This is a genomic window from Exiguobacterium sp. U13-1, assembly GCF_001750115.1.
Classification (GTDB): domain Bacteria; phylum Bacillota; class Bacilli; order Exiguobacteriales; family Exiguobacteriaceae; genus Exiguobacterium_A; species Exiguobacterium_A acetylicum.
This window is the reverse complement of record NZ_CP015731.1, coordinates 35,009-61,311: the sequence shown is the minus strand read 5'-3', so window position 1 is coordinate 61,311 and position 26,303 is coordinate 35,009. Positions and strand designations below refer to the sequence as shown.

Annotated in this window: 20 protein-coding genes; 14 read left to right on the top strand and 6 right to left on the bottom strand. The window is 48.9% G+C overall.

Translation table 11 applies throughout. From position 1 onward, the window contains the following. Window positions 1–14 precede the first annotated feature (14 nt). The 4 genes from ESP131_RS00280 to mreB all read left to right on the top strand — a co-directional run bounded on the left by ESP131_RS00280 (window position 15) and on the right by mreB (window position 3,732). Window positions 15–428, top strand: coding sequence for a F0F1 ATP synthase subunit epsilon (locus ESP131_RS00280; protein ID WP_029342737.1), 414 nt, complete (start codon window positions 15–17; stop codon window positions 426–428). Window positions 429–759: 331 nt separating this feature from the next. Then, window positions 760–978, top strand: a complete 219-nt coding sequence (locus tag ESP131_RS00275) for a DUF1146 domain-containing protein (protein WP_231925663.1) — start codon at window positions 760–762, stop codon at window positions 976–978. A 251-nt stretch (window positions 979–1,229) separates the two neighbouring features. Then, a complete protein-coding gene (gene murA, locus ESP131_RS00270) occupies window positions 1,230–2,534 on the top strand; it encodes a UDP-N-acetylglucosamine 1-carboxyvinyltransferase (protein WP_029342735.1) in 1,305 nt (434 codons plus the stop codon). A gap of 217 nt (window positions 2,535–2,751) precedes the next feature. Then, the gene (gene mreB / locus ESP131_RS00265; protein ID WP_029342734.1) at window positions 2,752–3,732 is read left to right on the top strand and encodes a rod shape-determining protein MreB; all 981 of its coding nucleotides are present in this window, start codon (window positions 2,752–2,754) and stop codon (window positions 3,730–3,732) included. 268 nt (window positions 3,733–4,000) lie between these two features. On the opposite strand, the gene ESP131_RS00260 is transcribed toward mreB, so the two are convergent. Beyond that, entirely contained in the window at window positions 4,001–4,870 is an 870-nt protein-coding gene (locus ESP131_RS00260; RefSeq protein ID WP_047394538.1) for a hypothetical protein, read from the bottom strand. A 180-nt stretch (window positions 4,871–5,050) separates the two neighbouring features. On the opposite strand from ESP131_RS00260, the gene ESP131_RS00255 reads away from it, so the two are divergent. Further along, entirely contained in the window at window positions 5,051–6,250 is a 1,200-nt protein-coding gene (locus tag ESP131_RS00255; protein WP_069940035.1) for a multidrug efflux MFS transporter, read from the top strand. Window positions 6,251–6,294: 44 nt separating this feature from the next. Here the strand turns inward: ESP131_RS00255 and ESP131_RS00250 are convergent, their stop codons facing one another. Further along, on the bottom strand, window positions 6,295–9,153 hold the full coding sequence (locus tag ESP131_RS00250; RefSeq protein ID WP_069940034.1) for a sensor domain-containing protein: 2,859 nt from the start codon (window positions 9,151–9,153) through the stop codon (window positions 6,295–6,297). A 226-nt stretch (window positions 9,154–9,379) separates the two neighbouring features. Here ESP131_RS00250 and ESP131_RS00245 point away from each other — a divergent pair, with 226 nt between their 5' ends. Further along, window positions 9,380–10,168: a flagellar hook-basal body protein gene (locus ESP131_RS00245; RefSeq protein ID WP_047394545.1), complete on the top strand. Its 789-nt coding sequence runs from the start codon at window positions 9,380–9,382 to the stop codon at window positions 10,166–10,168. A 12-nt stretch (window positions 10,169–10,180) separates the two neighbouring features. Then, window positions 10,181–10,963, top strand: coding sequence for a flagellar hook-basal body protein (locus ESP131_RS00240; protein ID WP_029342729.1), 783 nt, complete (start codon window positions 10,181–10,183; stop codon window positions 10,961–10,963). A gap of 52 nt (window positions 10,964–11,015) precedes the next feature. Here ESP131_RS00240 and ESP131_RS00235 read toward each other — a convergent pair whose 3' ends face one another. Both ESP131_RS00235 and ESP131_RS00230 read right to left on the bottom strand, forming a co-directional pair. Continuing rightward, complete coding sequence (locus tag ESP131_RS00235; protein ID WP_069940033.1) at window positions 11,016–11,864, bottom strand: NAD(P)-dependent oxidoreductase; 849 nt, start codon at window positions 11,862–11,864, stop codon at window positions 11,016–11,018. 99 nt (window positions 11,865–11,963) lie between these two features. Next, on the bottom strand, window positions 11,964–14,504 hold the full coding sequence (locus tag ESP131_RS00230; protein ID WP_069940032.1) for a HAMP domain-containing sensor histidine kinase: 2,541 nt from the start codon (window positions 14,502–14,504) through the stop codon (window positions 11,964–11,966). A 250-nt stretch (window positions 14,505–14,754) separates the two neighbouring features. Here ESP131_RS00230 and ESP131_RS00225 point away from each other — a divergent pair, with 250 nt between their 5' ends. The 7 genes from ESP131_RS00225 to ESP131_RS00195 all read left to right on the top strand — a co-directional run bounded on the left by ESP131_RS00225 (window position 14,755) and on the right by ESP131_RS00195 (window position 23,692). Next, complete coding sequence (locus tag ESP131_RS00225; protein WP_029342726.1) at window positions 14,755–15,912, top strand: AI-2E family transporter; 1,158 nt, start codon at window positions 14,755–14,757, stop codon at window positions 15,910–15,912. Between the two features lie 67 nt (window positions 15,913–15,979). Next, complete coding sequence (locus ESP131_RS00220; RefSeq protein ID WP_029342725.1) at window positions 15,980–16,303, top strand: winged helix-turn-helix transcriptional regulator; 324 nt, start codon at window positions 15,980–15,982, stop codon at window positions 16,301–16,303. A 386-nt stretch (window positions 16,304–16,689) separates the two neighbouring features. Beyond that, window positions 16,690–19,704 carry an adhesive domain-containing protein gene (locus ESP131_RS16485; RefSeq protein ID WP_231925661.1) on the top strand — a complete coding sequence of 1,005 codons (3,015 nt, stop codon included), beginning with the start codon at window positions 16,690–16,692 and terminating at the stop codon, window positions 19,702–19,704. Window positions 19,705–19,783: 79 nt separating this feature from the next. Next, window positions 19,784–21,412, top strand: a complete 1,629-nt coding sequence (locus tag ESP131_RS00210; RefSeq protein ID WP_069940031.1) for a hypothetical protein — start codon at window positions 19,784–19,786, stop codon at window positions 21,410–21,412. Further along, entirely contained in the window at window positions 21,409–22,026 is a 618-nt protein-coding gene (locus ESP131_RS00205; RefSeq protein ID WP_069940030.1) for a class D sortase, read from the top strand. Before ESP131_RS00210 ends, ESP131_RS00205 begins: the two co-directional genes overlap by 4 nt. Continuing rightward, window positions 22,023–23,084 carry a YheC/YheD family protein gene (locus ESP131_RS00200; protein ID WP_069940029.1) on the top strand — a complete coding sequence of 354 codons (1,062 nt, stop codon included), beginning with the start codon at window positions 22,023–22,025 and terminating at the stop codon, window positions 23,082–23,084. The genes ESP131_RS00205 and ESP131_RS00200 overlap by 4 nt, the downstream gene beginning before the upstream one ends. 14 nt (window positions 23,085–23,098) lie before the next feature. Continuing rightward, entirely contained in the window at window positions 23,099–23,692 is a 594-nt protein-coding gene (locus tag ESP131_RS00195) for a hypothetical protein (RefSeq protein ID WP_069940028.1), read from the top strand. A 38-nt stretch (window positions 23,693–23,730) separates the two neighbouring features. Here ESP131_RS00195 and ESP131_RS00190 read toward each other — a convergent pair whose 3' ends face one another. Then, the gene (locus ESP131_RS00190) at window positions 23,731–24,666 is read right to left on the bottom strand and encodes a class F sortase (RefSeq protein WP_069940027.1); all 936 of its coding nucleotides are present in this window, start codon (window positions 24,664–24,666) and stop codon (window positions 23,731–23,733) included. Window positions 24,667–24,762: 96 nt separating this feature from the next. Continuing rightward, the gene (locus ESP131_RS00185; RefSeq protein WP_069940026.1) at window positions 24,763–26,130 is read right to left on the bottom strand and encodes a copper amine oxidase; all 1,368 of its coding nucleotides are present in this window, start codon (window positions 26,128–26,130) and stop codon (window positions 24,763–24,765) included. Window positions 26,131–26,303: the final 173 nt, after the last annotated feature.

The window sequence follows — 26,303 nt, the reverse complement described above, 5'->3', positions numbered from 1 at the left end:
AAGGGGGACTTGAGATGAACACACTTCATGTCAATATCGTCACCCCGGATGGCGAAGTGTATGATGGCGATGTCCGTATGGTCGTTGCGAAGACGATTTCTGGTGAAATCGGGGTTCTCCCGCACCACGTCCCACTCGTAACACCACTCGACATCAGCATCTTGAAGTTGCGCCACGAAGATGGCGGACGCACGTTGATCGCTATCAGCGGTGGCTTTATGGAAGTGCGCCAGGATACTGTAACGGTTCTTGCGGAAACTGCGGAGCAAGCAGACAAGGTCGACTACGACCGGGCTGCAGCTGCGAAGGTTCGTGCAGAACGTCGTCTCCAGGACACGAAATTATCAGAACTCGAATTCAAGCGTGCTGAACTTTCACTGAAACGAGCAGTTAACCGTCTCAGCTTGAAAGACTACGGTCGCGATTGATTTGATGAAACCCCGGTTCCGTTCGCGGAACCGGGGGTTTTTTTGTATGAAACGTCAATGATTTTTCGTATGGCAACCGTTTTCGCAACACGATGAAGGATATAGGTTTAAAATACTGCAAAAATGTAAAAGTACAATATATGCCTCGTCTTCACGAATTCTTCAACCTTTTTTCAGTAGAAGACCAAATTTATCTTCAATAAATATATTTTATACGCTAAAATTAATTCAGCGTGTTCTTTTTTGTTTGCGCAATCATTCATTTTATGAAATCATAGTAGAGTTGAAGAAACTATGAAGAAGAGGTGCAACGAAAGTGACATCTATTGGTGTGAGTGCGTTAGTTAGTATGCTGGTCTACATCGTGGCGATTTTACTCGCCTGGTGGTCCTTGTTACCAGTCAAATGGGAGAAAATCCTGCAACATCCTAAAGGACCGCATGCGGTAGCCTTGCGAACGATTCTAGCAATTGCACTTGGATCCATCGTAGCGCGCTTTTTACTGGATTATGCCGGCTTTGCACAACGTCTTCAGTTTTTAATCGGGTGAACTTGTAACTGCATTGTAAACCCTGAAATGGTAATTTGTTTTAACATGGAACAGGACACTGCTCTTTCAATGAAGGAACACAGTCATTTAGCAATCATCTAACATTACAATCGAAACGTCGTATTGGCTTTGGAGTAAGAGATCAACTATAGGGAAGTTTCTTTTCTAACATTCGTTGAATTCCAACTATGATCCTCACCAATCACGAATTGAACATACTAGAACAGAAACGAAGCAGAGGAGTAGGGAGAATGGAAAAAATCGTTGTCCGTGGCGGACGTAAATTAGCTGGAACAGTCAAAGTAGAAGGTGCAAAGAACGCGGTCTTAAAAACACTTGTCGCGACATTGCTTGCATCGGAGGGACAATCGGTTCTTCAAAACGTACCACGTCTAGCAGACGTCTATACAATCAATAACGTCTTACGCAACTTGAACGCAGAAGTCGAGTTCGATGCAGAAGCAAACACGGTGACGGTCAATGCTGAGCCGGACCTCAAAGATGAGGCACCACTTGAGTACGTTCGTAAAATGCGGGCTTCGATTCTCGTCATGGGTCCATTACTCGCACGCCTCGGTCGCGCACGTGTTGCAATGCCAGGTGGTTGTGCGATCGGTTCACGTCCAATCGACCTTCACTTGAAAGGATTCGAAGCAATGGGCGCAAAAACGATCATCGGAAACGGATTCGTTGAGGCACAAGTCGACGGTCGTCTCCAAGGTGCAAAAATCTATCTTGACTTCCCATCAGTCGGTGCGACAGAGAACATCATGATGGCTGCGACACTCGCAGAAGGAACGACAGTCATCGAGAACGTCGCAAAAGAACCAGAAATCGTTGACCTTGCTAACTTCTTGAACGCAATGGGCGCAAAAGTCCGCGGTGCAGGTACAGAAACGATCCGCATCGAAGGCGTCGAGAAATTACACGGTGCAACACACTACGTCATCCCGGACCGGATCGAAGCAGGTACGTTCATGATCGCAGCAGCGATCACTGAAGGGGATGTCGAAGTCATCGGCGCTGAGCGCGAACACCTTCGTCCACTCATCTCGAAGATGGAAGAGATGGGCGTTAAGATCACGGATACGGAAGAAGGTCTCCGTGTCGTCGGTCCAGCAAAACTTGAAGCAGTTGACGTCAAGACGATGCCACACCCTGGTTTCCCGACAGACGTTCAAGCACAAATGATGGCACTCGTCCTCAAAGCAGGCGGCACATCGGTCATCACGGAAACAGTCTTCGAGAACCGTTTCATGCACGTTGAAGAATTCCGTCGTATGAACGCTGACATCAAGATTGAAGGTCGTTCATCGATCATCAACGGTGGCGTACAATTACAAGGCGCAGAAGTTCTTTCAACAGACCTTCGTTCAGGGGCAGCACTCGTCACAGCAGGGTTGATCGCTGAAGGTGAAACACGCGTCGGTGCACTTCACCACATCGACCGTGGATACGTCGACTTCCACTTGAAGTTACAAGCACTTGGTGCAGACGTAGAACGTGTGACTGAAGAAGTAGCAGTCGTTGAAGAAACAGCTGCAACAAAACTTTAAGCACTTATATAAGAGCATCATCCCATTTGCGGGATGGTGCTCTTTTTGTCGTCTTTTGAAAAGGACGACAATGAAATCCGAAAAGCGGAAAAAGAAAGTCGTTTCACGAGGGGGCATATGCTAGAATTGAAAGGTATGTATACATAAATGGGTTAGACGTCCAAACGACGTTCTATATTTTGGAAGAATAGCCAGTGGGTAAAGGAGAGCACACGAGATGTTTTCAAGAGATATCGGAATCGACTTAGGGACGGCGAACGTCGTCATTCATGTCAAAGGTAGAGGCATCGTCCTCGATGAGCCATCGGTCGTCGCGATCGATAAGGCAACAGGTAAGATTCATGCGGTAGGTACGGAAGCACACTTGATGGTAGGGCGGACGCCGGGGAACATCGTGGCCATTCGACCACTTCAAGACGGTGTCATTGCTGATTTTGAAATGACGGAAGCAATGCTTCGCCATTTCATCGATAAGATTGAAGTCCGTAAGATGTTCGGTGGAGTCCGGATGTTGATCTGTACACCAGCAAGCATCACGACGGTTGAAGCGAAGGCAATTCGTCAAGCCGGTGAAAAATCAGGCGCAAAGACGGTCTTCCTCGAAGTCGAGCCGAAGGTCGCAGCAGTCGGTGCCGGTATGGACATTTGGATGCCAGCAGGGCACATGGTCATTGATATCGGTGGCGGAACGACGGATGTTGCCGTACTTTCAATGGGTGATATCGTATGCGGGGAGACGATCAAAGTCGCAGGAGATCGTTTCGACCACGACATCATCCGTTCGATCAAGGATACACATAAGCTCATCATCGGAGAACGGACGGCACAAGCCGTCAAGACGACGGTTGCTACTGTTTCAGAAGACGGACGGAGCGAACAGATGGATATTCGCGGACGAAATCTCGTGACGGGTTTACCACACAACATCACGGTGACATCAGAAGAGATGCACGATGCGCTTGCGGAAGCAGCGATGGAGATCGTCGAGGCAACGAAGCGTGTACTCGAGAAGACACCACCGGAGCTTGCAGCGGACATCATCGATCGTGGTATCATCCTAACGGGTGGGGGCGCGTTGCTGGACGGAATCGATCAACTGCTTGCAAAAGAACTTGGTCTACCGGTTCTGATCGCAGAAGATCCGATGTTATGTGTCGCACGCGGTACAGGAATCATGCTCGATAACCTCGGAAAGTAAGAACATCGAGATGAATTAAAAGATGGTTCTTCTCAGTAATGGGAAGGACCACTTTTCATTTTGGGACGATGTGGAAGAAAAGAAAGACTTGCTCCATTTGACCCGCTTTCCTCAGGCGAGACACAAGCCAGTCTTCACTGTTCGTATAACAGTGAACCCGGGTCTTGTTTGTCTCTGACAGCGCAAAAATTTGCGCTTTTTCCTGGAGGAGTCGGATCAATGATAGCAAGTCTTTTTTCCTGTGCCTTCGTTTCAAATCTTTATGTTCTCACTGCGTACTACGCATGAACGCTTGGTAGGATTCAAAATCATGATAGACGATCGCACTTGGCGGCAGCGAACTGGCCATCGTCTGATTGACGAGCTGATTCAACTGCGTTCGTGTCTTACCGTAAAACGTGATATCCGGCGTCTCTGGGAGTTCGGTGAACTCGATCGCATACGATAAAGTATGATTGTTGCTTGCGGCATAGAGTGCATCGGTCATCGTGATGGCGCCAAGTCCGTTACCACCACCATAGACGGTCCGGTAACTCATCAACGTGACTTCGTCAGCAAGATCCATTGCCCATTCGCTGAGAGGGCGACTGTTCGCATCCTGTACGGTATGGAACCAGAACGGGAGGAACAGTTGCAGTGGTAATCCTTCAGCAGACGCTTTCTCGCGGAAGGCGAGTAAGATGCGTTCATAGGAGGCGATGACACGTGGCTGGTCCGTCTCCCACTCAGGTAAGGCATACGGTTCGAGATCGACGCTGATGCCATCCGGATGACTGATCGTTTCCTGTTGATAGGTCGAGATCCAGGCGAGTGGATCCTCGACGTTCGGTCGAGCTGTCGTTCCTTCGTTTGTGATCCAGCGTGGCTGTCCGAATAAAAAATAGACTTCGATTCCGACAGCATGCGCTTTTTCAACGAATGTTCGGTAGAGAGTACGGTCACCCTCGACAGCGACATGCAGATAGACACGTTTCATCTGTCTGTTTGCCAGCTGATTGATCTTCGTTGAAATGGATTTGGCCTCTGGGATGGACCAGATGACCGTGTGACGAGTGACGGAAACGGCAGCTGAACTCTTGAGTGGTAGTCCGAATTGAAGCAACGATAGACAGACTACGCCAATCAAAAAGCGTTTCATTTCAATTTCACTCCTTCGTGTGGATTACCTTACTATCGGTCGTAGTACACTAGTTTATATGCATCAAAGGTCCCGTTCTACACTTTGACAGTTCAAATCCTAGACATTTCACAATGTGAAGTGTATATTAAAAGTTGTTGCATTGAAACGAATTGTCAATTAAAAGGAAGTGATGCCACAATGCCATTGTGGAAAAGAAATTTAGTCGTCGTCTGGTTCGGTAGTTTTTTGACCGCCGCCGCCCTCAGTCTCGTATTACCGTTTTTGCCTTTATTCATTGAAGAACTCGGTGTCGACAGCCGACAAGATATTACGACCTGGTCCGGTATCGCCTTTGGTGCAACCTTCCTCGTCGCTGCGATCGTCTCACCAATCTGGGGACGTCTCGCCGATCGAAAAGGACGGAAGCTGATGTTGCTCCGAGCAAGTCTTGGTATGTCGATCGTCATGTTCTTGATTAGTTTTGTTCAAGACGTCTATCAACTCGTCTTCTTACGTCTTGTCATGGGAGCCGTATCCGGATTCATCTCAGCCGGGATTACACTCGTTGCTTCCCAAACCCCAAAAGAGAAAAGTGGCTGGGCGCTCGGCACCCTGTCGACCGGTGGGATTGCCGGTGGATTGCTAGGACCTCTCATTGGAGGATTCCTCGCCGACGTTGTTGGGCTTCGACCCGTTTTTCTCTTTACGAGCGTTCCGCTCTTCATTACCTTCCTCGTGACCTACTTCTTAGTCAAAGAAGAATTCGTCCCAATGGAAGTCAAAAAAATGGCGTCCGCGAAGGAAATCATCCAATCGCTTCGTCATCCGGAACTTATCTTAAGTCTGTTCTTGACGACGTTCCTGATTCAGTTCGCGGCACAATCGATTAGTCCGATCCTGTCGCTGTACGTTCGGGAACTCAGTCCTGGTACAGAACGTCTGGCACTATTATCCGGGATTGTCGCTTCGGCACCTGGTATCGCGGCCTTAATCGCAGCGCAACGACTCGGTCGTCTGTCAGATAAGATTGGTGCAGAACGCGTCTTATTCTTTGCGTTACTCGTCTTTGCGGCCTTCTTGATTCCGCAAGCATTCGTTACGGATACAAGTCAATTGATCGTCTTACGGATGGGAATTGGTTTTGCGACAGCAGCACTGATGCCGTCGGCACAGACATTGCTCCGGAAGAATACGCCAGCGAATGCGTCAGGTCGTATCTTCGGATATAACCAGTCTGCACAGTTCATGGGGAACTTCCTCGGACCACTGGCAGGTGGACAAATTGCTGGTCACTTCGGTTTTGAAGCGTTGTTCCTCTTCACCGGCTTGATCGTCATCACGAATGCCGTGCTTGAGCGGACGCAGACTGCTGTCTTGAACAAAAATCCGAATAACTAAGGAAAGCTTCCATTCCCGTTTGATTAAGGGGATGGAAGCTTTTTTCATACAGTCGATTGTTTGAAGAAGTCATCGACGCGGGAATGATGGGAATGATTTAACTGTTCTTGGACGATGAGAGACAAGGCGCGAACTTGGAAGTCAGCGACGTAGTAGAAGAGACCGTTATCGAGTTCTGAAATCGACGTCGGTTCAATAAAGATATCAGGATGTGTCAGGTGATGCAGTTGCAGAGAGAGCTCCAGTTTATGCTTTACCGGTAGACGAATCGAGGAATAGAAAGAGATCGTCCGATTCGTACAACGATTGATTAAGATCGGAGACGATCCGACTTGGATTGGCTGTCCGTTCAGCTTCGAAATCGTCACCTTCGCATGAAGGCTTAAAATCGGCTCCTTCGGTGGAGCGGTGCCCGTATCTTTTGGATAGAGGGTGCCGTTTGCAAGCAACTGCTTGAACGTCTCGATATCGACCGGTTTACTGAAAAGATAGCCTTGAATCATGTCGCATTCTAAATCGCGATACAGATTCAACTGTTGCATGTTCTCGATACCTTCCGCGACGACGGTCAAACCGAACTCCTTTGCCATATAGATGACACTTTTAATGACAGAGAGGCTCTTTGGATCATGTTCGGCATGAATCGCAAACGATCGATCAATCTTCAAACAATGCACCGGATAACGCTGGACATAGGAAATCGAAGAGTAAGCCGTTCCGAAATCATCGAGTGAGAGTTTGACACCGAGATCAACGAGACGATCGAGTGTCTCAAGGACTTGTCCGCCTTCGAGTAGAACATCTGATTCAAGGAGTTCGATTTCTAAGAGGTGACCGGGCACACCGTGTTTCTTTAAGTGTCGTTCGACGATATTCGCGAAATCGCCGTAAAACAATCGTTTAGGCGATAAGTTGATCGAGAGCGGAACGACATGTTCCGGTTGTTCATCGAGCAGATCACGAATCAATCGACAGGCTTGATCGAGTACCCAGTCCCCGATGTGGATATAGAGGTCACTCTCTTCCGAAAGCGACAGGAAGTCCTTTGGCGCAAGTCGTCCCCATTCCGGGTGATCCCATCGAATCAATGCTTCCGCACCGACAATACGTCCGCTCCAACTATCGACTTTCGGTTGATACTCAAGGAACAGCTGGTTCTGACTGATGACATGTCGCAAATCGCGTTCGAGTTGATAACGGCGATACATCGTGATGTCGAGTTTCGATGAATAGAACTGGAAGTTACTTTTAGAAATCGACTTCGCACGTCGGAGTGCCGTATAGGTCTGTTTAATCAGTTCTTCCGCTGTATGATCATGATGGACGGAGTAGGTGATGCCGATGAAGACCTTCGAAAACAATTCGTAGGATAAGACGTCGAACCGGTGATGCGTCAGCTCGAGCAGTTGGTTGGCAAGACCGATCGCCCGTGTCTCGTCGATCTTTCCTTTTAGAATAATGAGGAATTTATCCCCAAACAGATGACCGATGAATACCTCTTTTTTGATAAGCTTTTTCACGGCGTTGCTCGTCTGTCGAATCCACTCTTCCCCGATTTCGTGACCAAATCGTTCGGTCAGAACACTATGTTGATTGAAAGTGACCGTCAATAAAGTGAACGGTGAACGATGCGTCAACAACTCACGAACTTGTTCTAACGTGAAAGCATGATTTGGTAAATCAGTGATCGGATCATGCATCGATAGGTGCCAAATCTCATGTTGCTGCTCCTTGAGTCGTGTGATGTCGGTTGAGACACCGTAGTGTCCGAGGACATCGCCATTCGCATCGATGATTGGGATACACGTCTCTTCGACCCAGAATTGGCGATCGGGATAGTTTAGACGGTAAACGAGTCGAACGACTTCACCTTGGCGAATTTTTGGATACGCGTCTTTCATGATGACGAGGTCTTCTGCTGAGACGAGTTTCGTCCACAGTTGATGATCTTGTTCGATCCGCCGAAGGTAATCAGTGTATGGTTCGAGAAAACCGGCAGCATGGAAGGTCACGGAATCATCACTATAACGGTGTTCGTACGCCGTCGTATGCAGTGACGTGAAAAACTTCTTGAGGGATGCGATCGCCAGATCCCGTTCTTGTTCAAGTTGGATGAGAGGTGTCGCATCCTTGAGGATGAAGAGAATCGAACTGGGAATCGTATCCGTCTGAACGACACCTTCACAGTGGACGATCTTTTGGAAACGACTTCTACGTCCCATTCGTAATTGCATCGCGAAGGTCGGAATTTGGCCTTTATGAAGTGCAAGACTTTGTTCGCGAAAAATCGTTCGATCTTCTGGGTGGATTTCTTCAAGAAAGTCGTAGGCATCCATCTTCACTAAATGTTTTTTGGAGAGTTGTAATAGTGTGGCGAGAGAAGGGGACGTGGCGACTTCTTTTGACGTCGGGAAGTATTCAACGAAACTGACGCCCTCGATCGAGTTCGTCAATCGGTCTTTTATCAAGAGACGCTGATAATCGGTTCGGAGTTCTTGGTGGTGTGACACATCACGGGCAATCCCGTAGAGACCGATGATGACGCGTTGATCGTAAATCGGGATGTTCGTGACGTTCAAGGTCAGCCAATGACCATCTTTATGTCGAACCGTCGTCGTGAAATGGACGGTTTCACCAGCATAGACCCGCTTCTTGAATTGGTTGACCGTCTCGACTTCATTCGCTTTCAAAAATGTCTCGAAATGAAGCTTTTGAAGACTATCCCGATCGTATCCAAGCAGGAGCGGAAATTTATTGTTGAAGGAAATGAAGTGACCCTTCGTATCCATCGTATAGACGGCATCCGGATGGTTCTCTAAAAAATATGTGACGTCTGACAGTGTGTATAAATCCAAAGACCCAGGGACAGTTCGTTCAGTGACTCGTTTTTTAAAGAAGCTCATAGGATTCACCTCAGGCATCTTGAATTTGTTAGTTTTAGTATAGCAATATTTGTAAATTTTGAATATATAAACCCTAAAAAAAGAGGATAATGTAATTTTGGTAGGCCTTTCGATTCATCTCTTACGTATATTACCTTTTTGTTCAAAAAAACTCATAATTCACGTCAAGTCGACCGATATACTGAGAGGAAAGAATTGAACATGAAGTCAATGAGGAGATGAACGCATGCTACGAGGAATGTACACGGCGTCGAATGCGATGCAGGCATTACAACGCCAACAGGAAATGCTCAGCAATAACTTGGCGAATGCGCGGACGCCGGGCTTCCGCGCTGATCAGGCGTCACTCCGGACGTTTCCGGAGATGCTGATCCAGCAGACAGCAAACAATGAACGGACAGGTGTGCGGGGAGTCGCGACGGTCGGAAAACTCGCGACCGGTGTCTTCATGCAGGCAGCGACACCGAACTTCACGCAAGGTTCAATCACGGAGACGGGCAATGCGACGGACTTGCAAATCAGTTCGCTTGAAGGGGCACCGCTCTTTACGATTCGTCATCAGGATCCGTTGACGGGAGAGGAAGAGACGCTTTATACGACGAACGGACAGTTCGCCGTCGGACAGGATGGATTACTCCGGACAACGGAGAATGATCTCGTCCTCGATACGAACGGACAACCACTTAACGTCGTCAATGAAGATTTCCTCGTTGACGCGAATGGTGCCGTCACAGACGGAAACGGTCAGGCGATCGGTAACCTAGGTCTTGTCGTAACTGATCAACCGGAGACGCTTGAGCGGACAGGAAACGGTTTGTTCCGTTCCGCTAATCCGTTGAACGCCGGAAACGTCCGAGTCGATCAAGGTGTACTCGAACTCGGAAACGTTGAAGTGGAACAGACGATGGCAGAGATGAATGCCGGTCTGCGCCAGTTCGAAGCCAATCAAAAAGTCATTCAAGCGTACGACCGGACAGCGGAGAAGGCTGTTTCCGAAATCGGACGCGTTCGCTAATAGGAGGATACGATGCAATCAATCTATACATCCGCAAGTACGATGGGACAGTTGCAAAAGCAGCTCGATACGACCGGTCAAAACTTAGCTAACGTCGATACGAACGGCTATAAACGTCGGGATGCTCAGTTTAATGAACTGCTCGTCCGTAACATCAACAACCAAGCGACAGGTTTTACACCAGGTCCGTTGACGACACCAGAAGGACTTCGACTCGGTGTCGGAGGCTACGTCGCAAACGAAGCGACACGCTTTGGCGTCGGAACGTTCCGGACGACAGACCGAAAACTCGATGCTGCACTTGGGAATCCACATCATTTCTTCGGTGTCGTCGATACGGATGGCGTGACGAAGTTCACGCGAGACGGGAACTTTCAGTTGTCGCCACAAGCGAACGGACAAGTCCTGCTGACGGATGATGCCGGACGCTCCGTCATCAACCAGGCGAATGATCCAATCGTTTTGCCAGCGAACGCGACGGAGATTGAACTGAACAAGGATGGCAATATCACGGGAATCCTAAACGGAGATCGACGTGTCCTCGCTCGAGTAGGTGTCGCGGACATTCCAAACTACGGTGAGTTGACGGAAGTCGGTGGTGGTTTGTTTACAGCAACCGGACAATACCAGAATGCAGCGGGCAATCCATTGACGGTCGGCCGACTTGAGACATCAAACGTCGATATGGCGCTTGAGATGACGAACTTGACGCAGCTCCAGCGGGCGTATCAGTTCAACTCGAAAGCCTTGATGACGAGTGATCAGATGATGGGAATCGTTACGTCTCTTAAATAATTGCAAATCAAAAGGGTGGTGCTTCTCAAATCGAGAGGCATCACCCTTTTCGTTATTTTTCCTGTAAGGCAAGATAAATTGCTGCCATATCAGCATCACCATAATCAGGTTTCGCTTCAGTGTAGCTAGCGTTCGTCGCTTGGGCAAGGGGGAGCTCAAGCCGTTGGCGTGTGGCTTCTGCCGTGATAAGCCCGAGATCTTTCGCCATCAGCCGGAGTGGGAAGGCAGAAGGGAAGTCATTCTTCCGGTACATGTCGCGTTTGCCGGTGAAGAGCGGCGTATTCATGCCGGAAGCACTGATCATCTTAATCAACTTCTCTTTTTCAAGTCCTGCACCTTCTCCAAGGAGTAATGTCTCCGCAACCCCTTGACCGACGACAGCAAGCAACAAATTAATGGCGAGTTTCGCCGCACTTCCCGTACCGTGCGCTCCAAAATGAATCGTTTCCTTGCCGAGTAAGTCGAGATACGGCTGACAAGTCGCGATGACTTTCACGTCACCACCAGCAAGCAGGACGAGCTGACCGTTTTCTGCGACTGGAACAGAACCTGATACAGGAGATTCGAGATACGTACCGTTATGCTCTTCGACGAGACGAGCCATCTCCTTCGTTTCTTCTGGTGAGATTGTGCTCAAATTGACGATTGTCTTACCATCGAGATCCTCTTTCACATTTTCGAGAACGGACGCAACAGCCGGTCCGTCAGCTAACATGATGAAAAGAATGTCGCTCTGACGGACCGCATCTCGTGCCTCTTCGACAGCCGTTGCGCCTTTCTCTACTAAAGGAGCTGTTTTTTCATACGTCCGGTTGTAGGCGACCAAGTCATGACCACCGTCGAGTAGACGTTTTGCCATCGGTACACCCATATGTCCTAAACCAATCCATCCAAGTTGCATGTTGATTCCTCCTTAAAATAATGCGCTTTTGACTATACCCCGCGTCTTATCCGATCTAACGACAAAAAAGACCATCCACTGATGTGAACGGTCGAATGATTAATCTTCATACGTAAGGATCGTCGAGATGACAGCGATCGGGAAACGAATCGTAAAGGTCGATCCGACACCAACGACGGATTCGACATCAATCGTCCCGTTATGGTGTTTGACGATTTCCTTACAGATCGACAGACCAAGACCGGTTCCGCCGATTTTTCGTGTCTCGGAGTTATCGACACGATAGAACTTATCGAATAGTTTCGGAAGGGCCTCTTGCGGAATGCCGATGCCTTCATCCTGGATCCGGATCTGGGCGAAACCGAGTTCGTTTGAAATTCGTATCAAGACTGTACCCCCACTTGGCGAGTACTTGACGGCATTACTGAGCAGATTGTTCAGCAATTGCTTCATCTTTTCCGCATCACCGTCAATCATGATCGGTCCCCGTGCCTCAAAGTCAATCTTATGCGTTTCATGCGAGACATCATAAAACTCGATCAAGTCCTGGGCCAGTTCGACGACATCGAATGTCGACATCTCATAGCGGTGCTCACTCGACTCCATCCGCTGGACGTCGAGGAAATCATTGACGAGCGTCGTCAGGCGACCAGTCTCCGAGTGAATCGTCTGGAGATACTTCCGTTGCCGCTCTTCCTCGAACCGTTTGTTGAGCATCAGTTCCGTGAAGCCATAGATGGAAGAGAGCGGTGTCCGCAATTCATGGGAGACGGTTGAGACGAACTCTTCCTTCATCCGCTCGGCTTCCGTTTCCTTCGTCACGTCGCGCAGGACGAGCATCGTACCGACCCACATGCCGTCGACTTCGATCTTCTCAGCGTAAATCTGGATATAGGTACTCTGTTTGCGAATCGAGACGATCAAGCTGTCTTTCGGTAAGTTCAGTTCAACGATTTGTTCGATATAGCGCTCGAACGCTGCCGGTTCATCAATGATGTCCGCTAATGCTTGCATCGCTTGCTCAAAAGCAGAGCGTTCTTCGTCTTCGAACTGAGTCGGTACTTCCGGGAATAACGTCATGAGGGGTTCGTTGACGAGCAACTCATCCGTCTCATGTTCGATATAGACGACAGCTTCGCGAATCGAGTTCAACAGTTGCGTCGTCTTGTTCTTCTCGCGGATCATTTCCTCATAAATGCCCATCCGTAAGAGCGAGAGGGACAATTGATGCGAGAACGACAGGATGTCATTCATTTGTTCCGTCGTGAAAGCATCACGGTAGCGGACGAGATAGATACAGGCAATCATGTGCTCTTTCGTCGGATCAAGCACCGGCACTGCGACTTCATACATATAGTATGGATACGGGAGCGGACTCTCGTGCGCGACCTGTTTCGATGAATGGACGGGACGCTTCAAAAGACGTGCCCGGTGCAAGAGCGATTGATCGTCAGAGACAAGACGGCCGACCATCTCTTCTGTCATTCCGTAATCGATCGTCGAGCGAACTTCTTGTTGATCAAGGAACAATAGGGCACCGATTTCAGAATGCGTGATCGAGACAAGCTTTTCGATGATTTCTGGATATGCCGTCAATGTCTCGCGGGAGGCGAGTGTCTCTGTCAATTCATTGCGATACTTCAGATGTTGTTCGCTACGAAGCGTGATATCGAGTGCTTCTTCGAGTTCTTCCTGCTGTGCTTGCAGTTCTTCTTGCTGGGCGACGAGTTCTTCCTGTTGCGCTTGGAGCTCCTCGTTCTTCGCCAGCATATGGACCTTGTTATCTGCAATCGACGCTGCCATCTGATTGAACGATGCCGTCAACGTATGCAGCTCATCCTTACGTTTAGGCAACGGAATTGCTTGAATATCTTCCCCCGTCGCAAGGAGTGCACTATCGCGAGACAGTGTATTGACCTGTTTCGTGACGCGGCTGATGAACGGACGAACGAGCGAGAAGAGGACGAGAATCAAGACGACGAGATTCGACAGCCAGATGAACTGGGCAACACGCATTTCGCCAAGAAGATCATTCTTTGCATCGACTTCCTTGCCTTGAATCAACGTTAGATAATCCGAAAGTAACGTATCAATCCGTGTCATGTCGACATCAGCATCTGATAAGCTGACCGATCCACGTAACGTACCATTTTCGGTGAACAGGTCTTTCCCGTTGGAGAGAGCAGCGAGCGTATTCGGATCAACGAAGTCTTCATTGATTTTCCCGTCTTTTTTTCCTTCAACGTATTCATTCAGGAGTGGAAGCGATGTTCCGAAGTAATCGTCATAGATTTGACGCGTCGCTGTCGCATATTCTTTTCCTTGCTCATATACCGCATACTTTTCAAACCATGTCGTCAAGCGGTTGATTTCCTGTTGATTTGTCTTGATGGCATCAAGTGTTTCTTGTGAGCCAGTCAATAAGTAGGATTTGACGTTACTTTGCGCGACAGTCCACTCGTTCGCGAGTTCATTGGCGTTCGTTCGCCGTTCCCGCAAATCATCGAACGTCGCATTCGCTTGATCGATTTTCTGCTCCGTATAGAAGTAAACAATTCCGGACGTGATGCTGAGGGCGACGAACACCATATAAAAAGCGAACATCAATTGGCGACCGATTGTGTGATTGATCCATTTCACTAGGATTTCCTCCGTATTCTATTTTACATGTATAAAAAAGGTTGCTTAAATATCGAATATACTCATCTTACGCAGAAACGGACACACCATCAAATTTGAATCTGCAAAAATCACTGAAACAAATATATCATATATTTCTTATCTACATAACGAACTATACATTTTTTAAGAATAAGGATTAAGAAGTATCATTTTAAGGAAAACTAAAGAGGATATTGAACTTTATTCTTTTACGTAGGGAAGTGGTTAGATGCAAAAAATGTTTGAAAACAAGTGGTACCGATTCGCCTGGTGGGTTATGACATTACTGATCATCGTCTGGATTGGTGATCATGTGACGTTCCTGTTCCGACCAGTCGCGATTCTGCTTCAGATGGTCGTACCACCCCTCGCGATCGCTGGGATTCTCTATTATGTCCTGCTACCAATCGTCGAGTTGCTTGAGAAAAAGATGAAGCGGCGCCCGGCTGTTTTGATCGTCCTCGTTGGTTTGATCGGTATTTTAACGACACTCGGATTCATCTTTGGTCCGATGTTATCGGAGCAGATCACACAGTTCGTCAATTCGATTCCGACGCTTGCGACACAGTTCCAGCGGCAATTGGTCGATGTTCGGGAACAACTGGAGAACAGTGCCTTCTTTTCACGATTCATGACGGGTCAAGACAACTTATTCAATAAGTTCTCTGGGAACATCTCGGAGTATGCGTCGACGTTCCTAAAGAACATCGGTACAGGTGTCGGTGGGTTCGTCAGTGTTCTGACGACGACGGTCGTGACGATCGTCATCATTCCGATCATGTTGATCTACATGTTGCTTGATGGTGATAAGCTTAAAGGTAATCTCGTTAAACTGATGCCGTATGAGTATCATAAGGAAACGAAAAAAATCCTTGGTGATGTCCACTTGACGATCATGAGCTATATCCGAGGACAAGTCATCGTCAGTATCGGTGTCGGAATTATCGCCTATATCGGATATCTGATCATCGGGATCGATTATGCGTTGTTGCTCGCCTTGTTTGCGACATTGACGAACATCATTCCGTTCCTTGGTCCGGTTCTCGGTGTCATTCCGGCGTTGATCGTCGGGTTCATCCAGGATCCGATTCTTGCGATCTATGCGATCATCGTCATGACGGTCGCGCAACAGATCGATTCGCACATCATGTCACCACTTGTGCAAGGGAAAACACTTGATGTCCATCCATTGACAATTATCATCGTCTTGCTCGTCGCAGGGAACATCGCTGGATTTTTCGGCGTCTTGCTGGGTGTTCCGTTCTACGCTGTCATGAAGGTAGTCATCTTGAACATCCGTCGCCTGTATCATCTCCGGTCGCAAAAGAAGATGGTCATCACGGAGGAAGAGAAGACGTTCGATACGATCATCACCGATCGCGATTGAGTTTTGAAATTCACGTAAAAGTGCGTCATACTGAAGAGGTAGTTAAGAAAAAGGGGGCAGGAATCAGATGGATTCACGTCATACCGAAGAACAAGCCGATTTACTGGCGTTGCAAAAATTTCAACACAACTTCGAGAACAGTCTGAAGTCGAGCATCATTTATCTCTTGCGTGATGGTGCGTTGACGATCGGGGAACTCGAGCAACGGATCGATCAATCGCACGGTCAAATCCTCGAACAATTACAGGAGCTGATCGAAGATGGACTCGTCATCCAGCAGATGTCTGAGAAAGTGCACGGACTTGCCTATTATTTGACGGCACCGGCTGAAGATCTCGTCCGACAGTTCAAGGAATCGATCCGTTGGAGTAAGCAACACATTCGATACTAAAAAGCAGGTTTCTAGACCTACGAGCAGACGCTCGTAGGTCTTTTTGCGTTTTTTAAAACTATGGTCATATAAAATTGAAATAAGCCGTTTTTACACAAAATGGATAGAACTAGCATGAAATAAAATTACAATATATATTAATGCGTAATTATTCATAATATATATTATTTATATTTTTATAGTAAATTAATATCTAAAATACTGGTTAATAATAACTATTTAAGCATTGTTTTTGTAAAAAATTGTATATTTTCATGGGAATTGCATGCATAATAATAGGTGTACGATTATTTTTTCCGTAGAAAAGGAGTGTTGAAATGAAGAAAAAAGCACCTGATTTTCGAAAGAAGATGAATCGACACCATAGAAACCACACACGAAGACTAGTGAAACTGCTGGCAGCGTCCTCTCTCGCCCTCTCTCCGATCTCATTCACTTATACAAAAACCGAAGCAGCTGAGAATTCTGAAAAGAAGTTTCAGACGCAACAAAGCCAATTCGCGAATTCGGTGCGAAACTCACTCGTCCAAGGACCGAATCGAGTCAGTTTAGCTGAAGTTCAACTACTGACGGATGTCGCGGTCAATGCAAATCTGACGGAACAACCGGATAACTATGATTTAGCCCTTAATTTAACCGGTGTCGGATTAGCCGATGCGGAAGTATTGAACCCAGACCGGGTGGCTGTCTTCAACATTCCAGATTTAGCGGGAAAAATGCAGGCGAACGGTAATGCGTCGGTCAGTGTTGAATTATTACCCATTACACTTGAAAATTTACCGACGCTTAAAGGACAGCTAGATCCGTTGACGGGAACAGTAGCAGATACTGTGACTGACCTATTAGCGGGTATCGATCGATTACAACGTACTCCAGTCGTAGGTAGTTTGTTGAGAGTGGAGGGGCTCACAGAATTAACGGATGCTCTGGATAATCTACAGAATTTAGATACCGCCCTTTCGGATCTTTTGGATTACGAAGGTTCTGCTCCAGTCACGATTAATCCGGATGGTTCAATCGTCATCGATTTTAGTGATGGTTTAGGACAGCATCTTGATACGGTAACGAAACAAGTTGTCCAAGACGCCTTAACCGATTTAGTCAATGCCATCACGAATTTAAAACTATCCGGAATAGCAGGAAACTTAATTGATCCTGTTTTAAACCCAGTCAAAAATTTACTGCCAGGTGTGAACAGTCTTTTAACGGCAGTAACGAACGATACAGTGAACTTGTCGAATGAACTCGCAGGTGTACAAGTACTTGGACCAACTTCTGTTAGTGCCGATGTCATCGTTGATAAACCGGCTGGAGTTGCTCAAGACGAAGTTGTTGTTACAGGGTCTGTCGTCAATACGTCTGCAATTGATGCACAACTGCTGGCCGATTTAGATGGTCAAGATACGATCGTCTTTGATGAAGAGGCAGATGGAGACGCTGATGCTGACGCTGATGCTGACGCTGATGCCGACGCAGATGCGGATGCGGATGCCGACGCAGATGCGGATGCCGACGCCGACGCCGACGCCGACGCAGATGCCGACGCTGATGCGGATGCTGACGCTGATGCCGACGCCGACGCAGACGCAGATGCTGACGCAGATGCTGATGCCGACGCCGATGCTGATGCTGATGCCGACGCTGATGCCGACGCGGATGCCGATGCGGATGCTGACGCCGATGCTGACGCTGATGCGGATGCTGATGCCGATGCGGATGCTGATGCCGATGCGGATGCTGACGCCGATGCCGATGCCGATGCGGATGCTGACGCCGATGCGGATGCAGATGCGGATGCTGACGCCGATGCGGATGCTGACGCCGATGCGGATGCAGATGCGGATGCTGACGCCGATGCCGATGCCGACGCTGACGCTGACGCTGATGCCGACGCTGATGCGGATGCTGATGCTGATGCTGACGCGGATGCTGATGCCGACGCTGACGCCGATGCGGATGCCGATGCTGACGCCGATGCGGATGCCGATGCCGATGCGGATGCGGACGCTGATGCAGATGCCGACGCTGACGCCGATGCGGATGCCGATGCAGATGCAGATGCTGACGCCGATGCGGATGCCGATGCCGATGCTGATGCCGACGCTGACGCCGATGCGGATGCCGATGCCGATGCGGATGCCGACGCTGACGCGGATGCGGATGCCGACGCGGACGCTGATGCCGACGCTGACGCTGACGCCGATGCGGATGCTGATGCCGATGCGGATGCTGACGCCGATGCGGATGCTGATGCAGATGCGGATGCTGACGCCGATGCGGATGCAGATGCGGATGCCGATGCCGACGCGGATGCTGACGCTGATGCGGATGCTGATGCCGACGCCGATGCGGATGCCGACGCTGACGCAGATGCCGATGCGGATGCGGATGCGGATGCCGACGCCGATGCTGATGCCGATGCTGACGCCGATGCGGATGCGGATGCCGACGCTGACGCCGATGCGGATGCCGATGCCGATGCGGATGCCGACGCTGACGCGGATGCGGATGCCGACGCGGACGCTGATGCCGACGCTGACGCTGACGCCGATGCGGATGCTGATGCCGATGCGGATGCTGACGCCGATTCGGATGCTGATGCCGATGCGGATGCGGATGCAGATGCGGATGCTGACGCCGATGCGGATGCCGATGCGGATGCCGATGCGGATGCCGACGCGGATGCTGACGCCGATGCGGATGCCGACGCTGACGCAGATGCCGATGCGGATGCTGATGCCGATGCGGATGCTGACGCCGATGCGGATGCGGATGCCGATGCGGATGCGGATGCCGACGCCGATGCTGACGCAGATGCCGATGCGGATGCTGATGCCGACGCGGATGCTGACGCTGATGCGGATGCCGACGCCGATGCTGATGCTGACGCTGATGCGGATGCAGATGCGGATGCTGACGCTGACGCAGATCAAGATAATGACGGAGACAATGATAATAACAATGGTGGAGACAAGGATAACGACAATGATGGGAAAGAGGATCCAGACAACGTCTCGAATCCGAACGATGATAACGACAATGACAATGTCATCATCCCGATTCCTGTCGTCACGCCACCAACGACTCCACCAGGAAATGGTCCGGTTGTCACACCAACTCCTGGAACGAGCCCAATCTCAGGTCCAAACGTGAAGCCGGCTCCTTCGACTGGCGCTGTAAACGGACCAAGCGTCAAGCCGACATTGCCAGTAAACACAGTCAGTGCACCAATCAATAAATCACCACTCGTTTCAAAACCGATCACTCAACCAGTCAAACGAATCGTCGGTGGTACGTTACCGAATACTTCGGAAAATCTGTTCTTGATCACCCTCATAGGAATGCTTGCGACAGCTGCCGGATTGTTCACGAAACTGTTCCGTCGCCGTCCACAAGAGTAAGTCATGCTGTAGTTAATCGTAGTGGGGCCATCTGTGCCTCACTGCGATTCATCCTTTTAGAATAGGAGTGAAGTTGAACATGGACCTGCTCAACCGATTCACCACTGCCATGGATGTACTGGAACAACACATGAAGACTGATGATATCTACTACTGGAATCGTCAGATGATGTTATTCGTCTCACTCGGACAAGCATCGGAGCGAGCCCGTGTCGTTCGATTCCAAGGCAAAGGGCTACAATCCGTAAAAGATCAAGCACGCAATTGGCTCCGCCAACAACCAGAAGTAGCGTGGTTGAAGCTCGACATCGCCCGAAACTTTGAGGCACTCTCGTTTGAGACCTTAAACGAGCGAGTGAAAGACACACGGAAAAATTACTTCCGACGCGGAATTGCGTTTGATCGGAAGATGCAATGTGCCTATCTAGAAGAAGAATTGAATGGTAATGCCGTTTTGACACAAGATCCGACGCATCCAGAACTACACATCAATCTAACGAACTTGAGCAATTATGCGCACCAACAAGGGCGGACGGAGCGGATGAACTTTCATCCGACAAGTCCATGCCTCCTCTTTGATACGCTAGGTGTTTTCGCAGACGAAACACCGCATGTACTTGAAGTCATACGTGATGTTGAAAAAATCCGTGAGACGACAAGTCAACTTCCTTCTGAAATCAAGACGATTGTCGCCCAGTCGAGTGAGTATCTTGCTCGCCAAGTCCGGGCGAATGGTCGCTTCCAATATGGTTACTTCCCATGCTTTGATAAACCGATTAAGTTCTATAACAGCTTACGTCATGCAAGTACACTCTATTCAATGATTGAAGCCTATCGACTGACACCAAGCGAACGATTACGCCAAGCAATCGATCGAGCAAAACGTTATTTGATCGAGGAATTGATCGTACATGAAGGGGAGCGTTCCTTCGTGCTTGATCGTGAATCAAACGAAATCAAACTCGGCGCGAATGCTGCAGCGATCTTAGCATTGACGGAATACATGCAGACATTTCAGACGATGGATGATCTACGACTCAGTCAACGACTCGCAACAGGCATTCTTTCACTGCAACAACCGTCGGGACAATATCTGCATGTGCTCGAGTATCCGTCGTTTGCGTTAAAGGAAGCCTTCCGGATCATCTATTACGAAGGGGAAGCGACATACGCCTTGATGCGGTTGTACGCACTCGATCCCGATTCCCGTTGGCTCGATAGTGTCGTCCAATCATTTGATCATTTCATCGCTAAATCGTACTGGAAGTTCCACGATCACTGGTTGAGCTACAGTGCGAACGAATTAACGAAGTGGTTACCGAAAGACCGTTATTTCCAGTTCGGTCTAAAGAACGTCGCCCCAAAACTCGACTTCATCCATCACCGGGAGACGACGTATCCGACATTCCTTGAACTGATGCTTGCCGCACGCGAGATGATTGATCGGATCGAAGCGCTTGGACGAGTCGACTTGTTAGCCGACTTTCCACTCGAGTGGCTCGATCAGACGATTGAACGACGGATGATCTATCAACGAAACGGCTTCTTTTATCCTGAAGTCGCGATGTATATGAAAAACCCCGGTCGGATTCTCGGCAGCTTCTACATCCGGCACCATTCGATGCGGGTTCGGATTGATGACGTCGAGCATAATTTGTCCGGTTATTGCCGGGCATGGACCCGGATGTTGAAGGAGGTGCCGTCATGATGCGACGTGTATCAACGCTGTTACTTGTCGTCGGACTTGTCTTACTTGGATACGTCGGGTATCAGAAGCTGACGGTCCAGCAAACCTTGACGACGGAACTAGCAAAAGCAAAGGATGTCGTCCAGGCGGAAGGAACTTCATCGACCACATCAAAATCAGAAGCAACGAGCAAACAATCGAAGGAGAAGACAGAGGACGTCCTCTTTCAAACGGGCGAGACAGTCGGTTATTTAAAAGTTCCGTCACTTGAAATGGAGTTACCGGTGCTTGAAGGTGTCGATGATGCGACACTCGCTAAAGGCGTCGGCCATCATCCGGAGACGGCATTTCCGGGTCAAGGCGACCGGATTTTCCTCGCCGGACATAACGATACGACGTTCTCGAAAATCAGTAAGCTGAAGAAGGGAGACGAAGTCGTCCTCTATCTTGCGAACGGCTCCTATCGCTACGTCATGCAGTCGAGTGAAATTGTCGATTACAAAGATACGCGTGTCCTTGAGTCAACGAAGCGAGAGTCACTCGTCGTCTCGACCTGTTACCCGTTTTATAACGTCGTCGACAGCACGGAACGGTATTTAATCTACTTTAAACCGGTCGAGGAGGATGCGTCATGACACGAATCGGAATTTTGCGCCTGAACGAGAATCCGCAGTTTCGCGATAAGATCGCCTGCGTCATCGGTGCTTCGATGGGTGTTGACATCTTCTTTTTCCGCCCGCGCGATGTTGATTTTGAAAATCGGACGATTCACGGACTCTTCTTCGACGAAGATGCCTGGCATCCAGGCATGTATGAGTTTCCGGACGTCATCTACAATCATTTACCGCTGAGTGATGCAGACAAGGAATTGTTTAATCGTCTCGCAGCGGAGATTCCGTTTACGACACACCGAATTGGTAATAAAAACGTCGTCTTACGTCAACTCGCGCAAGAAGGAACGTTCCAGGATGTCTTGATTCCGATGCACCGGGTAAAGAAAGGAAAGGCGATCTTCCCGTTGATCGAGCAATACGGAAAAATCGTCTTCAAGCCGGCGAACGGGAAACAAGGACAACGGATTTATACGATTGAGCAGGAGGAAGACCAGTACCGGTTCAGCCATCTGCTTGAGTCAACCGTCTGTTCGACAGGGGAATTGATCAGCCGCATCGAAGAAGAGACGAAACGGAATCCGATGATCGTCCAGCCGTTCATCGCCTCCCAGACGATCCATGGACATTCGTATTGCATGCGGATCCATGTCGCGAAGGGGGCGAACGGCAAATGGAAACTCGTCAAATATTTTCCGTTCGTCAGCAACAATCACCAAGAATCGGTCAGCCATCTTAGTCACGGTGCGTTCTCGACGACGCGGATGGACATCTTCATGAAGCAGAACTATCCGGATCAACATGAAACGATTTCACGGCGGATCGTCGACTTTGCGCGACGGTTCCCGGCCTATTTCGAATCGTTTTATGCCTACCCGCTCGATGCGCTCGGGATTGATGTCGGGATCGGGGCGGATGGACGCATCTATCTCTATGAGGTCAATAGTCTACCGGGAACGCGGTACGTCGAGTTTCAGGCAGAGTATCTCGCGGTCCAGTATTGCCAGTACCTTGCGACACATGGATGTCCTGGCGTACATGGACTCGATCGGGGATGGATGAAGGAACGGATCGAGGCTTAGAAAAGAGGCGACGTGTGAAGACAGTATTGTTTTATGTGATGTCGGGCTTGCTCGTCCTCATCATCGTAACGAAATTCATGGTCCCCCTCTTCGGTTGGTTTCAGGCAGAGGAACCGGCGAAAGAGACGAAACCACGGACGTCGATTCGACTGGATGAAGCACAGCTGAAGCAGTTTGATCGCGAAGATCGACTCGGTGTCGTCTATGAGATGGCGGGATTGAAGCTGAAGACGCTAGACGTCGATACGACCGAAAAAACACGACAAACGCCACTCGTTCAGATGAAGGTCGAAAAACAAAAGCTCCTCCAAGTAATGGGGGAGCCAGGACGGTTGCTTGCGATCACCGTTAAAGTGACGAATCAGTCGGCGGACGAGATTGAAATCTTACCTAAGATCGGGGAGTATGAGACAGAGGACGAAATCGTAACGATCGCGGATCAATTTAATGCTTTGAACGGTAAATATAAACCGGATGAGAGCCGGATTGGGATCGTCTTCATTCCGTCGGAGCAGCTCCGCGTGACGGAAGGACGGCTCAGTCTGTTCTATGAGACGATGTCTGGGAAGAAACAACTCCGGATTGCGTTACCGGCAGCAAGTAAATAAAGAACGGGATGCCTCCGACTTGGAGACATCCCGTTTTGTCATTTCTGAACGGCGCTGAACGCGTCTTCTGATTCGATTCCTGCTTTACTGACGGCTGTGATGACGAAACGACCTGTTGCATCTTCAGGAAGTGGGAACGCTTTACGCTCGATCGATTCGGTCGTACCGAGTTTTTTGCGTTTTCCGTCCTTCTCTTGATAGATGTTGTATTTGACGACATCTTCATCCGTTGACGCATACCAGTTGACGAATCCACCACTAATCCGAATGTTCGTCGCCGGTTTCGGTGGTGTTTTAACCGGATCCGATGCTTTCTCGTCCAGTTCCGTGAAGACGACGAGACGATCGTCGTACGTTCCTTTATTCTGATCGTACGTTCCGATACAGGTGATCAAGTTCAAGTTCCGTGTATTGGCTGGACCGAAGATTTTTTTCAGTGGTGCTTTCAAGTGATCGTACTGAACGATTTCTTTGACGCGGAAGACGAGCTTACGTCCAGACGCATCAGTGATTTCGACAGGATCTCCTTTCTTCAGCTCATGCAACTTATAGAAGATCGCTGGACCTGTCTTCGTATCAGTATGACCATCGATGACGGCATTGCCGACGTCACCAGGACGCGGACCGAACTTGTACCAGCCGGCTTGTTGCTCGTTTTTAGGCGTCGCCATCGCACCATCCTTATCGAGCCCGACCTGTTCAACCTTCGTCTTGATGTCGTGTTTCGGGATGACGAGTTGTTTTGGAAGCTCGACCTCCGTTGTCGAGAGGTCCTTGAACTCCTTCTTGAAGATTTCAGACGGTTTGAGCGGATCTTCTTCCTTCGTCTCGGAAGAGGCCGCGGATTCTGTTTTTGGATCACCTTGCGTGATATTTGATGTATCCGGTTTTGTTTGACCGAACAAGAGGAACAGCAGTGTTCCGACCGATGCGACCATCAAAAGAATGCTCGCCGGTAATAACCAACGTTTCATAAACGCGTATCTCCTTTCCGAGAGAAGGGATTCTCTCTATGTACAAAAATAACAGGATAGCATGTCGCTATCCTGTTATTGATTATACCCAATTTCTTAGGCGTTTTGACGTTTACGTGCGAGGACAAGACCAACTGCTCCGAGTGCAAGACCGAATACTGCGATCGCACCAGTTGTTGCAGCTGAGTTGTTGTCGCTCATTCCACCGTTACCTGTGTTAGGCATTGATCCTGGAGTACCATCCATGAACTTCTCTGGTGATTGTTTAACGATTGCATCACCGAGGTTAGCTCCTACGCCGTACATGTAAGCGTAAGACTCACGGAATGTGTCGACAGAACCTTTGTAGTCGCCTTCAACATACTGCATGAACGTATCTTGGACGTAAGTCTCGTGACCTGATACGGCTTCTTGTGCTGCTTTTGTTGGAAGGTTTTCTTCTGTAGCGGCACCAAGGAATGCACCGAAGTCGTTCGAGAACATTTTGAGCATGTCTTGTGCGTCACCCATCAATTTCTTGTCGTCATTGATTGCTGCTGTGACGAGGTTCGCTTGTGCTTCGATGTGGTTTTTCGTCCAAACTTGCTCGAACTGATCTGCACCGGCTTGACCGTAGATCGATTTAATTGCTGCTTTGAAGTCAGCTGTGTGCATATCTTCAGCCCAGTTTGCTGCATCGTAGTCTTTCGCTTGGTCGACACCAGCTGTTAAGCTGAGGTTCGCAAGAGCAACGTGTTCAGCTGCAAGACTGTTGAGTGTTGAACGAAGATCTGCTGCTTTTGAGTCAGCTTTTGTGTTGTCGAATTTCTCAGGCATCTGTGTTGTGATCGCAACAGAGAGTGCTTTTGAGATATCGTACATGCGGCTGTAACCTTCACGGAACGTGTTGTACGATCCTTCGTAGTCACCAGCTGCATATTGCTGGAATGTTTTGTAGACGTCTGCTTCGTGAGCACGGAGGACTTCTTCAGCTGCTGCTTTTGGGAGTTTACCTTCCGTAGCTGTATCGAGGAAGCTTGAGAGATCTTGTACGAACTCTTCTGTTTCTTTCTTCGAAGCGTTGATGCCGTCTTGGTCGTCTGCTTTTACAGCTTTGACGAGGTCAGTCGTATATTTGTTGTGATCAACGAAGATTTTCTCAAACTGTTTTGCGCCTTCTTCGCCATAGACTGAAGCGATTGCTGGAGTCATATCGAGTGCGTTTTGTTTGAGTGCTGCTTCGTAATACTGTGCGTCTTTTGAACCGTCATATTGTTTTTTCATGTCCATGACTGCGAGGACGAAGTGTTCAGAGAGTAATTGATCGAGTGTTGCACGAAGGTCAGCGGCTTTTGTTTTGACCGTGACGTTTTTCGGTGCATCTTGTTTCATGTCTTCTCCGCCACCGGAAGCGAATGCTGCCGTTCCTGGTAGTACGAGTGCTGCTGCCATTGCTGATGCTGCGAATTTTTTCGTGTGTTTCATCTTAAATCATTCCTCTCAGTTTTTGGTTTATTTGGTAGGTGTTTCTTGCCTGTTCTGAATAGCTTACGCAACGTCGGGTGATTTGGATTGCATAAAGTTTTAATTTTTTTAATGAGTTGTTGAAGTGATATTTCGTGCCATCCAAGGACCGTTGTTGCGTCGTTCTAAAAAGC